Consider the following 11,674-nt stretch of genomic DNA (forward strand, 5'->3'; position numbering starts at 1 on the left):
TTTTGCCTTTAAAAGCCACATTTATAACTGGTAATCACGAAAAAAAAGCTACCCGAATTGGATAGCTTTTCATGTTTCTTTTATAGATCCTGCCAACTGCAGTAGTTCCTTTGCATGTTCCAACGTTAAATCAGTTATTTCCACACCTGATATCATGCGTGAGATTTCTTTAATCTTATCTTTCTCCTGTAGCCGTTTCACCATGGTACTTGTCCTGCCACCGGAAAGCTTTTTCGATATGAATAAGTGACAGTCTGCCATAGCAGCCACCTGTGGCAAATGGGAAATACACATAACCTGGGAATGGACGGCAACTTGATAAATTTTTTCGGCGATTGCCTGAGCGACTCTTCCGCTCACACCCGTATCCACTTCATCGAAAATGATCGAAGTAATTCCTTGATGTTTTGAAAAGATGGTCTTAAGAGCGAGCATGATCCTTGAAAGTTCTCCACCTGAAGCCACTTTAGATAAAGGCTTTAAAGGCTCTCCAGGATTGGTAGAGATATAAAACTCAACCGTATCCCACCCATCCTTTTTGAAATGTTGAAAGGAAAATGATTCACCTTCTCCACTTTTCACAAAACGGACTTCGAATTTCGTTTTATCCATATACAGCTGCTTTAGCTGCTCATGAATGCTTGCGGTCAATTTTTTTGCCCATTGCTTTCGTGTTTGGGAGAGATTTTTCGCTTCCAGAGATAAATCTTTCTCCAAAGAATGTAATTTACTCTGTAAATGTTCAACATGGGAATCCTTATTCATGATGGTTTCGATTTCTTCTTCGATCTTTGAACTGTAAGCAAGGATTTCTTCCACTGATGATCCATATTTTCTCTTAAGACCATTGATTTCATTCAACCTTGCCTCGATCAAATCCAAACGATTCGGCTCGAACTCAAGCATATCCAACGCTCCCCTTACCTGATGGGCAGCATCTTCTAGGATGTAATAGGCATTTGACACGGATTCAAGTGTCTTTTCATATTGTGAATCCACTTCTGCAGCCGTTTCAAGATGGCTCATGGCAAGTCCTGCCCAGTCCATCCCTTTTCTCTCGCCCTGAATGCTATCATAGGAAGTTTGAAGCGCTTCAAACAGCCGTTCGAAATTCATCAGCTTCCGTTTTTCTTCCACCAGCTCTTCATCTTCGTTGAGCTGTAGATTCGCTTCATGGATTTCTTTCAGTTGAAATTGAATGAGATCCAGACGGTGCGCCATCTCCTGCTCATTCTCATTCAATCTGTTCAATTGCTTATAGATGGAAAGATACTCTTTATATACTTCTCCGTAGCTGGATAAACCAGAGGCGATTTCACTGCCACCGAATTGGTCCAATAAGGAAAGATGCAGACTTTCATTCATCAGTTCCTGATGTTCGTGCTGTCCATGGATATCAATGAGACTTGCCCCGATTTCTCTCATGATAGCGATGGTCACCAGCTTGCCATTGATTCTACATACACTTTTTCCAGTGCTCGAGATATCCCTTCTGAGGATGATCATGCCTTCCTCAATCTCAATCCCGAAATCCGCCACTTTCCGAAAGCAAGGATGAGTTTCATTATCAAGAATAAATAACCCTTCAATTTCAGCCTTTTTCTCTCCATGCCGTACATATTCAGAAGATCCTCTACCGCCAACCAATAAATGAATGGCATCGATGATAATCGATTTACCAGCACCCGTTTCACCAGATAATACGGTCAATCCTTCTTCAAAGGAAAGGGAGAGGGAATCGATTATGGCGAAATTTTTGATTGATAGTTCTTGTAGCAAAACATTCACCTCAAATAAAAAGGAGCTTTCCCCTCACATTACTCAAAAGAGAAGCCTCCTATTGGATTTTGTATAAGGGTCAGTAATAGACCCATTGTGTTCATTACTGATTTACAACATATCTAAAAATCGTTCCGAAACGACTCTGGTTTCTTCCTCTGTCCGGCAAATGATCAAGCAAGTGTCATCGCCACAAATGGTCCCTAAAATTTCTTCCCAATCCAAGTTATCGATCAATGCACCGATGGCGTTGGCATTACCGGGTAACGTTTTCATTACCAGCATGTGTCCTGCCTGATCCACTTTTACGAAAGCATCGGTCAGTGTCCGCTTTAACTTTTGAAGGGGATTGAATCGTTGATCAGCCGGTAAACTATATTTGTACCTGCCATCCATCAACGGAACCTTAACGAGATGCAGCTCCTTGATATCCCTTGACACGGTTGCCTGCGTCACATTAAAACCTGCATTCTTCAGGCTTTCCACAAGCTCATCCTGTGTTTCAACATCTCTATTCGTAATGATTTCCCTGATTTTAATATGTCTTTGCCCTTTGTTCATCATAGAACATACACCTCTTACATTGGATTAAATCCTGTATAAATATACCTCTACGCTTATGTTAGCCTATTTTGTATGGAAGTACAATAAAAAAGAAAAGCGGAGGCGGCTTGGTAGGGGCGACAAGCATAAGGCGAGTAACCCGGAAAGGCGCTCTTTGCCTTTTTGGGTTGCTTGACTTATGACCTCGAGCCCCTAGCCGCCGGAGCTGGACAATCGAAAAGCGGAGGCGGTTGGCTCTTGAACTGAGCAGCTGCTCTATTCTCAAAAGTGAACCGATTATAATAAATTTTAGAGTTTTATTTTCAAGACCAGCCCAATGATAATAAAAACGAAAAAAAGCCGCCCTCCGAAGAAGAGCGGCATGATCCTTATTCCGATTTTGCTTTTAATTGACTATGAGCATCCTCGATGACTTCATCCGGGGTGATGTCTAGAAGCGACTGTCCTTCACCTTCAGCACCTGACCATTTCAAGTGAATGAGAAACTCGATATTACCGTCTCCACCAGTAATAGGAGAGTAAGACAAGCCGGCGATTTGATAGCCTTCTTTGATTGCCAGCGTCATGATTTTCTCGATGACCATCTTGTGCACAACTGGATCTCTTACGATTCCTTTTTTCCCAACCTGGTCCTTCCCTGCTTCAAACTGCGGCTTGATTAAGGCGACACAATCCCCACCAGGCACTAGCAATGTTTTCAGAACAGGCAGTATCAATGAAAGAGAAATGAAGGATACATCAATGGATGCAAAGCTTGGCATTTCCCCATCGAGATCAGCCGGGGTGACGTAGCGGAAGTTGGTCCTTTCCATCACGACGACCCGTTCATCCTGTCTCAGTTTCCAGGCTAATTGATTGTATCCTACATCGAGGGCATAGGACATTTTGGCACCGTTTTGAAGGGCACAATCCGTAAATCCACCTGTGGAAGCACCGATATCTATCATCACTTTACCGTCTACATCCACATCGAAGACCTGCAAGGCTTTCTCGAGCTTCAACCCTCCGCGGCTCACATAAGGGATTACTTTCCCCTTCATCGTCAGAGGGATGTCCTCACTGACTTTTTCACCCGGCTTGTCCAGTCTCATTTCATTGGAATAAACTAGTCCAGCCATGACGGCCCGTTTCGCTTTTTCTCTTGTTTCAATTAATCCTCGTTCTACTAGAAGTACGTCTACACGTTGTTTTTTTACTTTCATCATTAAGCCCTTTTTTGTTTTTTTGGTGTAATCGTCAGTATCCGATCCACAACATTTTCTTTCGTCATACCGATTTCGTTCAATAATTCCTTCACGCTTCCATGCTCTATGAAGTAATCCGGGATTCCGATACGGTCGATCACTGCCTCATGGAAGCCATGTTCCTGTGCAAACTCGAGAACGCCGCTCCCGAATCCACCTTGAAGCACAGCCTCTTCAATCGTCAGCACAGGCATTTCTTCTTCCAGGATACTCTTCAGCATGGCTTCGTCCATCGGTTTGATGAAACGCGCGTTCACCACCCGGACTGAAAGCCCTTGTTTTTCAAGATCGGCCGCCGCTTCCATGGCCATCGGTATCGTTGTCCCAAAGGTCAAGATCGCTGCATCCGTTCCGTGTTTCAATACTTCCCATGACCCAATAGGAATCGGCTTCAACTCTGAATCCATCGGCACCCCATACCCGTTTCCACGAGGGTAGCGCAGAGCGATAGGACCGTCATCATATTGAAGTGCCGTACTGACAAGGTGTTGTCCCTCATTCTCATCCTTCGGCATCATGATCACCATATTAGGCAAATGTCTTAAAAACGCGATATCAAATACACCCTGATGCGTTTCACCATCCGCTCCCACTAAGCCGGCACGGTCAATTCCAATGAAAACATTTAAATTCTGGCGGCAGATATCATGAACCACCTGATCATATGCTCTTTGCAAAAAGGTAGAATATATTGCTAAAAACGGCTTCATATCCTGAGTTGCAAGGCCAGCAGCAACCGTTGTAGCGTGCTGCTCGGCAATTCCTACATCAAACATCCGGTCAGGGAATTCCTCGGCAAACCCGAGCAGTTTTGAACCTACAGGCATAGCCGGGGTGATGGCAACAATCCGCTCATCCTCACGGGCAACCTTTCGAACTGTTTCACTGACAAGGCCGCTCCATGATGGAGGGGCATTCACCGGCTTGATGAGATCCCCGGTATCGATCTTATACGGACCAGTGCCGTGCCAAGTCCCCTGTTTGTCGGACTCTGCTGGATGAAACCCTTTTCCTTTTTTCGTGATCACATGTAAAAGGACGGGTCCTTTGGTTTTCTTGGCATATTGGATGTTTTCTGAAAGATCTTGATAATCATGACCATCGATTGGTCCAAGATAAGTGAATCCCAGCTCTTCAAAGAACATGCCTGATACGAATAAATACTTTAAGCTGTCTTTCACACGCTCGGCAGTACTCGCAAGTTTCCCCCCTACAGCAGGGATGCGCTTAAGGATATACTCCATTTCATCCTTCACCCAGTTGTATTTGCCAGCTGTGCGAAGGCGTCCGAGTACATTGTGAAGGGCCCCTACATTCGGGGCGATGGACATTTCATTGTCATTCAGAACAACAATCATATCCTTCTTCTCATGACCGATGTGATTCAGAGCCTCGAGTGCCATTCCCCCTGTCAGGGCACCGTCCCCGATCACAGGGATGATGTAGGAATCTTCTTTCTTAACGTCCCTTGCGATCGCCATACCCATCGCAGCAGACAGTGACGTAGAACTGTGACCTGTTTCCCATACATCATGCTCACTCTCATTACGTTTCGGAAAACCGCATAACCCTTTGTACTGGCGGAGAGTGTCAAACTGACAGGCTCTCCCTGTTAAAATCTTGTGAACGTACGATTGGTGACCAACATCCCAAAGGATTTTATCTTTCGGACTGTTAAAATGCTTATGGAGGGCAACAGTTAATTCGACCACCCCTAAGTTTGGACCAATATGACCGCCAGTCTTGGATAGATTCTTGATTAAGAATTGGCGAATCTCCTGGCTGAGCTCTTCCAATTGTTCATTTGACATGCTTTTCAGAAAAGAAGGCTCCTTTATTGATAATAAATCCATGGGGTCCACTCACTTTCATCACTAAATATTTTGTTTCTCACGCTTATACCCTTTTTTCTTGTTTTTATCTTTTTTGTCTTTTTTATCTTTGATTAACACGATTTTGAATCGATCTTCAAGGAATTGTAGAACTTTACCAACTCTAAATATTATATCCTTAGAATAGGTGATAGCAAACGTTTTTCCAAGTGCTTTACCTCCGACCGTCAAAGAAGCGATGATGCTTGTAAGGGTTACGCTTACGATATATTCCTTCAAGGATCCCCCTTCAAGACGGAAGGTTACAGCCAGCTGAATCAGGACAATGGCCGAGGCCGTCCCGCTTATGATCCCTGATATATCACCGATCACATCGTTACAGAAGCTTGCAAACCGATCCGCGTTACGTACTATTTTAATTGAATATTTGGCACCGTACACCTTTTTGGCTGCCATGGCATGAAAGGGTGTTTCATCAGCCGCTGTAGCTGCGATTCCCAGCATATCAAAAAAGATCCCGATGAAGACGATGATCAACACGACGATGAGCCCTGTAAACCATGCGACACCATTCAAAACCATATTGGATGTGACTGAAAAAATAGCCGCTAACACAAATGTGATAACGGCAATGCTGACACTCCACTTTATTGAGTTTTTCATCGTTTCATTCATTATCGTTTAAACACACCGTTTCTTGTGTAAATAGTTTGTTTTTATGTAATTGGGGGGTCATATAAAGAGTAAAAATTGCAGCTTAGGTCCAGTAGGTTTTCCCAATCAGGTACCGGATGTTGCCATACCGGCGGTTTCCCATTAAACCCGACTTAGCCGCGTCACCACAAGCTAGACTGGATTACCACTTAGTCCGCACTATAATCCTCTTTATATGTCCGAATATGAACAGTCTAGGAGTTTTCCTCAACAGTCCTTAACGCAATCCTTAGCCTCTTTTGCAAAGAGGATTTCATATGGGCGAAAAAGCACATATCAATGGCCAACTGATGTGTACCCTGTAACCATAATCCCCTCACTCTTCACTCAAGGCAGGCTACGCTGCTAGTGAATCATCACATCGCAGGTTCATACTTTGTTCTTATTGCATATGCTCAATGCCAGCATAAGAAACAAAGCCTCCGCGGCTCGCGGGTCAACGCCCACATGCCATTGTGGATCGCCCTCAAGCCTTACTCCCAGATATGACCCAAAGCTGGGCGCCTCAAGCCAATTCCAGGAACTTCATCGATGTGCCCTTTAGTGGATTTTTAGGCCCACCTTCAGGATTGGTGGACTGACTAGAATACTGCACCACCCCAAAATTTATTCTAACCGTATTATAACATATGTTAAATCTTTTGCTCAAACATAGAATGTTTTAATGATTCCTTGAAACAATCAATTGGGCAATTTCTGTAAGCAGACTGGAATCCACCGGCAATTCATCAATGGACATTAACGCTTCGTCCAAATGGGATTGAAGCTTCTCCTTCGCGCCTTTCATCGTCAATAGACTCGGATAAGTACTTTTATGTTTCGATTCGTCGCTCCCCACCGGTTTACCAATCATTTCTTCTGATCCCTCAATATCAAGGATGTCATCCTGAATTTGGAAGGCGAGACCGATATGAAAAGCAAATCGTTCAAGAAGCTCAAGTTCATTATCTGACGCCCCTGAGATGATCCCACCGGCTATAACACTGAATGTAAGTAACTTCCCCGTCTTGTGAACGTGAATGTTCTCAAGCTCATTGGCTGTAAGCTGCTTCATTTCACCTTCGATGTCGGCGACTTGCCCCCCCACCATGCCTTCGGGACCGGCACACCGTGCGAGAAGGGCTATAAGCTTCACCTTCTTATCACTTGTTAAGGCAGGATCTTCTGCTATGAGCTGAAAGCTATATGTAAGCAGACCATCGCCGGCTAGAATCGCGGCTGCTTCCCCAAACATTTTATGATTGGTCGGCTTTCCTCTCCTTAAATCGTCATCATCCATGGAAGGAAGATCGTCATGGATAAGGGAATATGTATGAATCATTTCAAGGGCTGCCGCAGTATTCAAGCCCAGCATCGGGTCCTGATTGAAGGTTTTGATTGCAGCTAACAGAAGGATGGGGCGAATTCTTTTCCCACCTGCCTGCAGGGAATAAACCATGGCCTCCTTTAAGACAGGGGGCATGGAAAGTCTCTCGACGTTTTCAACCATATGATTGGTAATCAATTCACCATGCTCCTGTTGAAACTCTTTCAATGTAATGGGAGAATTCACATTTATTCCCCCTCATCAAGATCAAAGGATTTTTCCCCTTCATCTGTCATCATTTTCGTTAATTGATTTTCTGCTTTTTGCAGCGTATCATGGCAGTATTTCGAAAGGTCCATCCCTTTTTGATAAAATTCCATTGCCTTTTCTAAAGGAACTTCTCCTTCTTCCAATTTCTCCACGATCTCTTCCAACTGATCCATTGCTGTTTCAAATGATAGCTCTTCTTTAGACTTTGCCATTTTCCTCACGCTCCTCAACAGTTTCCACTTCGCAATGTATTTTCCCATCTCTGACATTGATCTCCAAGCGGTCGCCTGTTTTGATTTGTCGAGATGATTTAATCAATGTACCTTCATCCCCGTAAACCAAACTATATCCTCTGTCCATGATCTTCAATGGACTTAGGGCATGCAGGGTAGAAAGAGCTGAACTGAAACGATGATTCTTTTCCTTCAACACTTGTTTAAATTGCTTCTCCAATCGTGTTTGCATAAACATGATCCGTTCATTCTGTATCTTGATGAGTTGTGATGGATGAACTCGCTGCAGCCTGGAATGAAGGGCGCTTAATTGATCCCTGTTCTGTTTCACATGGAGACTGATATTCCTTTGAAGCTGATCCGTCAGCCTGTCGACGGTCTCAACCTTTTGCTGATAGAGGTTACGGGGATTTCTTAAAGCGTAAGACTTCATCAATCCATTCAGTCGGCTTCTTTCACTTTGAAGCTTGGTTTTGAAGGACTTAATCAGGCGCAATTTACGGTTCATAATTCTTTCCAATAAGTCATCAATATGGGGTACCGCAAGTTCACCGGCAGCCGTCGGGGTTGGAGCCCGAAGATCTGCTACAAAGTCTGCGATTGTAAAATCCGTTTCATGTCCGACAGCTGAAATGACGGGAACATCGGACTCCACGATGGCTTTTGCCACAATTTCTTCGTTAAATGCCCACAATTCTTCTATTGACCCTCCGCCACGACCGATGATCATCACATCAATATCCCCTACACTGTTCACCATATTCATCGCCCCGGCAATCGAGGCTGCAGCCTGATCACCTTGGACCAAAGCAGGAAATACGAGGATTTCACCAATCGGAAAACGCCGTTTGATCGTTGTGATGATATCCCGTATCGCAGCACCAGTCGGAGAGGTGACCACAGCAATCCGTTTAGGGAATTTGGGGATCATCCGTTTGCGGCTTTGATCAAAGTAGCCGGCTTTCTCGAGCTTCTCCTTCAACTGTTCATAGGCTAAATAGAGTTCACCTATGCCATCAGGCTGCATTTCTTTCACGTAGATCTGATATTGCCCACCTGATTCATATACAGAGATATCCCCGCGTATCAATACATTCATCCCATTTTCCGGCCTGAATTTAAGGGAATGATTGTTGCTTGAAAACATCACTGACAGGATACGGGCTTTTTCATCCTTCAAGGTGAAATACATATGACCGCTTGAATGCCTTTTGAAGTTGGATATTTCCCCCCGTACAAACAGGTTGGAGAGGTGGGGATCTTTATCAAATTTTCTTTTTATGTATTTTGTCAGAGCTTGTACCGTTAAATATCGAGATTGATCAAGTTCCATGCTCAATGACTCCTTTGTTCCGTTCATGATCTGGTGGATTTTTTATGCAGGAAAACGGAAAGGGACCAGCAATTTGCCTGTCCCTTTCCTTTTCGTTAATTCCAGTGTACTATTTTTTAACCATTTTGGCGATTCTGAATGGCCCATTCGGCAGATTTCACAGTGTTATATAGAAGCATTGTGATCGTCATTGGGCCGACACCACCTGGTACCGGTGTAATTTTACCGGCCTTTTCCTTCACCTCTGCAAAATTCACGTCCCCACATAGCTTGCCTTCTTCATCACGATTCATTCCCACATCAATGACAACGACCCCAGGTTTAATATCCTCTGCACCGATCAAGTTCGCTTTCCCCACCGCTGATACGATGATATCAGCCTGTTTGGTGTAGGAAGACATATCTTTGGTCCTTGAATGGCAATACGTGACTGTCGCATTTCGGTTCAGGAATAAATGACCGGCCGGTTTCCCAACGATGTTACTTCTCCCTAATATGACAACGTGTTTTCCATCAACGGGGATGTTTTCATATTCAAGCATTTTCATGATTCCCAATGGCGTGCACGAATAAAACGTATCTTGGTTCGTTACCATTTTGCCAATCGAAACCGGATGGAATCCATCAACATCCTTCGATGGGGAAATGGTTTCGATCACCGTAATCGGATTAATGTGTTCCGGGAGGGGAAGTTGCACGAGAATCCCGTGGATATGGTCCTGTTCGTTTAACTCCCCAATTTTTGTTAGGAGCTCTTCCTCTGTTAGGCTGGATTCATATTGATAAAGCTCTGAATGAATCCCAAGGTTGCTGCATGCCTTCCTTTTCATTCTCACATATGAATGGGAGGCATGGTTATCCCCAACCAATACAACAGCCAAACCCGGAGTGACATCTTGTTGTTTCAGCTGTGTAATCTGATCCTTTAATTGTTCCCGGTAATGATCTGCAATGAGTTTACCATCAATTATGGAAGCTGACATTCAATCGTCCCCTGACATTGTTAGGATTGACTTACCTTTGAAAGAACACCATTGATAAATTTACTGGACTGATCATCCCCAAAGATCTTTGCAATTTCGACCGCTTCATTAATGACGACTTTATTCGGTACATCTTCTACAAACAGGAGCTCGTATACACCTAAACGTAAAATATTCCGATCGACTTTCGCAAGTCGGTCAAAAGACCATTTCTCCAGGTTTTCACGAATAAGACCATCGATTCGCTCCTGATTTTCAATGAATCCCAGTACGATCTGTTGAAGATAGGCATCCATCTTCTCTTCTTCCTCCAACACATTCGTTAACGCAACCTCTGGCTCAATCCCACTCATATCTATTTGAAATAACGCCTGTAAAGCCTTTTCACGGGCAACTCTTCTTTTCATCTTATATTTACTCCTTTTACTCCATCAATTTTCATACCTTTGATAATAGCACAAACTAAGGGCAATACGCACGCGTATGTAAAAAAATCAATATTCTGAAAGAAAAGCGGAGCCGACTGGGCTGGCCCGACATGCATAAGATGAATGGGCCTTGAAGGCGTCCTTTGCCTTCATGGACCATTTAGCTTATGACCTCGAGGGACAAGGAGGCGGAGCTCGACAATGAAAGGTGTAGGCGCTTTGCCAGAGGCGACAAGCATAAGATGAGGTACCCACAAAGGCGCACTTTGCCTTTTTGGGTACCTTAGCTTATGACCTCGAGCCTCTAAGCCCCGGAGCTCGACAATGAAAAGCGTAGGCATAATCGCGCACCCACATAAGAAAAATCCAGCCAAAATTCAAATAAATCCAGCCGTTTCGTAAAAAATTCCAGCCGAAACTTTTAATAATTCAGCCGTTCCAGATAATAATCCGGCCAATTTTCACAATAATCCAGCCATTTTACAATGATATCCAATTATCCGATCACAAAACCTCAGCACAAAAAAAGAACGGTCCCCCTAAAGGACCGTCCTCCCTATTACATTTCGTCTTCAATTTCAGCTTCATACTTTTGATTTTCAAATTGTACGCCTACGATATGAACATTTACTTCTTCTGCTTCGAGAGCTGTCATATTTAGCAGGGCTTGACGGATGTTGTCCTGGATTTTCTGGGCAACTGTCGGGATTGCTACACCAAATTTCATGATGCAATAGACATCTACGACGATTCCTTCTTCGGAAAGCTCAACCTTGACACCTTTACCGTGGTTTTTCTTACCAAGACGCTCTACGACACCTGTCGCGAAGTTCCCGCGCATCTGAGATACTCCTTCAACCTCTGACGCTGCGATACCTGCGATCACTTCAATCACTTCAGGTGCGATTTCAATCTTCCCGAGACCGTCTTTTCCGTGAGACATTTGTAAAAGGTTTTGATTTTCAGCCATGTAAGGCACCTCCTGAAT

The 11,674-nt window shown here is 44.0% G+C and carries 11 protein-coding genes; all 11 read right to left on the reverse strand.

Annotation, left to right across the window (positions count from 1 at the left end; genetic code table 11):
* Positions 1 to 69 precede the first annotated feature (69 nt).
* The gene (recN, locus tag KYJ26_RS17020) at positions 70 to 1,779 is read right to left on the reverse strand and encodes a DNA repair protein RecN (protein ID WP_219168557.1); all 1,710 of its coding nucleotides are present in this window, start codon (positions 1,777 to 1,779) and stop codon (positions 70 to 72) included.
* Positions 1,780 to 1,890: 111 nt separating this feature from the next.
* The gene (gene ahrC / locus KYJ26_RS17025) at positions 1,891 to 2,340 is read right to left on the reverse strand and encodes a transcriptional regulator AhrC/ArgR (protein WP_098353657.1); all 450 of its coding nucleotides are present in this window, start codon (positions 2,338 to 2,340) and stop codon (positions 1,891 to 1,893) included.
* A 371-nt stretch (positions 2,341 to 2,711) separates the two neighbouring features.
* Positions 2,712 to 3,545 carry a TlyA family RNA methyltransferase gene (locus KYJ26_RS17030; RefSeq protein WP_219168630.1) on the reverse strand — a complete coding sequence of 278 codons (834 nt, stop codon included), beginning with the start codon at positions 3,543 to 3,545 and terminating at the stop codon, positions 2,712 to 2,714.
* 2 nt (positions 3,546 to 3,547) lie between these two features.
* A complete protein-coding gene (gene dxs, locus KYJ26_RS17035) occupies positions 3,548 to 5,440 on the reverse strand; it encodes a 1-deoxy-D-xylulose-5-phosphate synthase (protein WP_219168558.1) in 1,893 nt (630 codons plus the stop codon).
* A 21-nt stretch (positions 5,441 to 5,461) separates the two neighbouring features.
* Positions 5,462 to 6,094 (reverse strand): hypothetical protein, encoded by a 633-nt coding sequence (locus tag KYJ26_RS17040; protein ID WP_219168559.1) that lies wholly within the window; start codon positions 6,092 to 6,094, stop codon positions 5,462 to 5,464.
* A gap of 700 nt (positions 6,095 to 6,794) precedes the next feature.
* Positions 6,795 to 7,685 carry a polyprenyl synthetase family protein gene (locus tag KYJ26_RS17045; protein WP_320323877.1) on the reverse strand — a complete coding sequence of 297 codons (891 nt, stop codon included), beginning with the start codon at positions 7,683 to 7,685 and terminating at the stop codon, positions 6,795 to 6,797.
* Positions 7,686 to 7,687: 2 nt separating this feature from the next.
* On the reverse strand, positions 7,688 to 7,921 hold the full coding sequence (gene xseB / locus KYJ26_RS17050) for an exodeoxyribonuclease VII small subunit (protein ID WP_219168560.1): 234 nt from the start codon (positions 7,919 to 7,921) through the stop codon (positions 7,688 to 7,690).
* On the reverse strand, positions 7,908 to 9,275 hold the full coding sequence (xseA, locus tag KYJ26_RS17055) for an exodeoxyribonuclease VII large subunit (RefSeq protein ID WP_219168561.1): 1,368 nt from the start codon (positions 9,273 to 9,275) through the stop codon (positions 7,908 to 7,910). The genes xseB and xseA overlap by 14 nt, the downstream gene beginning before the upstream one ends.
* Positions 9,276 to 9,391: 116 nt before the next feature.
* Positions 9,392 to 10,258, reverse strand: a complete 867-nt coding sequence (folD, locus tag KYJ26_RS17060) for a bifunctional methylenetetrahydrofolate dehydrogenase/methenyltetrahydrofolate cyclohydrolase FolD (protein WP_219168562.1) — start codon at positions 10,256 to 10,258, stop codon at positions 9,392 to 9,394.
* A gap of 20 nt (positions 10,259 to 10,278) precedes the next feature.
* Positions 10,279 to 10,665, reverse strand: coding sequence for a transcription antitermination factor NusB (gene nusB, locus KYJ26_RS17065; RefSeq protein WP_219168563.1), 387 nt, complete (start codon positions 10,663 to 10,665; stop codon positions 10,279 to 10,281).
* Positions 10,666 to 11,245: 580 nt separating this feature from the next.
* Positions 11,246 to 11,656 (reverse strand): Asp23/Gls24 family envelope stress response protein, encoded by a 411-nt coding sequence (locus tag KYJ26_RS17070; RefSeq protein WP_219168564.1) that lies wholly within the window; start codon positions 11,654 to 11,656, stop codon positions 11,246 to 11,248.
* Between the last annotated feature and the right edge of the window lie 18 nt (positions 11,657 to 11,674).

It is taken from the genome of Rossellomorea orangium (assembly GCF_019334305.1).
In the GTDB taxonomy this organism is placed as follows: Bacteria; Bacillota; Bacilli; order Bacillales; family Bacillaceae_B; genus Rossellomorea.

What these genes read in the sequence shown, in the direction of transcription:
- ahrC (WP_098353657.1), bottom strand. Translation starts at nt 2,340, where the DNA reads ATGAACAAAGGGCAAAGACATATTAAAATCAGGGAAATCATTACGAAT.
- KYJ26_RS17030 (WP_219168630.1), bottom strand. Translation starts at nt 3,545, where the DNA reads ATGAAAGTAAAAAAACAACGTGTAGACGTACTTCTAGTAGAACGAGGA.
- dxs (WP_219168558.1), bottom strand. Translation starts at nt 5,440, where the DNA reads ATGGATTTATTATCAATAAAGGAGCCTTCTTTTCTGAAAAGCATGTCA.
- KYJ26_RS17040 (WP_219168559.1), bottom strand. Translation starts at nt 6,094, where the DNA reads ATGAATGAAACGATGAAAAACTCAATAAAGTGGAGTGTCAGCATTGCC.
- xseB (WP_219168560.1), bottom strand. Translation starts at nt 7,921, where the DNA reads ATGGCAAAGTCTAAAGAAGAGCTATCATTTGAAACAGCAATGGATCAG.
- xseA (WP_219168561.1), bottom strand. Translation starts at nt 9,275, where the DNA reads ATGGAACTTGATCAATCTCGATATTTAACGGTACAAGCTCTGACAAAA.
- folD (WP_219168562.1), bottom strand. Translation starts at nt 10,258, where the DNA reads ATGTCAGCTTCCATAATTGATGGTAAACTCATTGCAGATCATTACCGG.
- nusB (WP_219168563.1), bottom strand. Translation starts at nt 10,665, where the DNA reads ATGAAAAGAAGAGTTGCCCGTGAAAAGGCTTTACAGGCGTTATTTCAA.
- KYJ26_RS17070 (WP_219168564.1), bottom strand. Translation starts at nt 11,656, where the DNA reads ATGGCTGAAAATCAAAACCTTTTACAAATGTCTCACGGAAAAGACGGT.